At 55.0% G+C, this 760-nt stretch carries 1 protein-coding gene; it reads right to left on the bottom strand.

The genetic code is table 11. The features are described from left to right. Nucleotides 1-82: 82 nt before the first annotated feature. Entirely contained in the window at nucleotides 83-541 is a 459-nt protein-coding gene (locus NUV89_RS29735; RefSeq protein WP_257784127.1) for a transposase, read from the bottom strand. Nucleotides 542-760: the final 219 nt, after the last annotated feature.

Raw genomic sequence — 760 nt, 5'->3', positions numbered from 1 at the left:
TTTTGACCGAGTTCCAACTTTGGAATGCAGTCAAAAATGTGGGAGCGGGCTTGCTCGCGAAGGGGGCAACTCGGTCTCTGCCCTATACCCAAACCGCATCCCACAGTGGATAGTCGCCAATGCGCTCCACCAACCCCGCTCGCAATGGGTTGGCTACCACATACCGAGCCATCTTCACCAAGTCATCTTCCTTGCGCAGTGCCCGGTCATGAAAACTGGATTGCCAAAGCCTGCCTTTGCGCCCCGTGGCACCATTCACGGTTCGAGTGCTTTTGGATTTCACCTGACACATTAAGTCGCCCAATGAGCCCTTTTGCAGCTCCATCAGCCAATGGAAGTGATCGGGCATCACCACCCACGCCAGAGACTTCGCCAATCCTTGATATTGAGCGAGTCTGAATTGCCAAACCACCAGGCGACCCAAATGAAAGTCGTCAAATATCGGCACTCGTTCATGAGTGTTGGTGGTAATCAGGTAGATGCGGTTGGGTTCGCTGAACCGCCCGATGCGCAGGCGGTGTGAGGTCGCGAGATCAGGCATTCCATGGCCTCTCTTCAGTGGGGGTTCTGAGAGGCTAGATCCGGGTGGTTGATACTGATCGGCAGGCTTTTGGCAGGATGTGTCTGGGAGGGCGCTTTCGCGAGCAAGCCCGCTCCCACAGGGGATTTGCGGTGTTCATACATTGTGTGTCTGGCACAAAACCCCTGTGGGAGCGGGCTTGAACTGGTCAAGTAATCTTGGACACCGATTAAGGTTCAC

Source organism: Pseudomonas sp. 18.1.10, assembly GCF_024655625.1.
Lineage (GTDB): Bacteria > Pseudomonadota > Gammaproteobacteria > Pseudomonadales > Pseudomonadaceae > Aquipseudomonas.
Note: the sequence above shows the minus strand (reverse complement) of the source record. Positions and strands in the feature narration are given on the sequence as shown.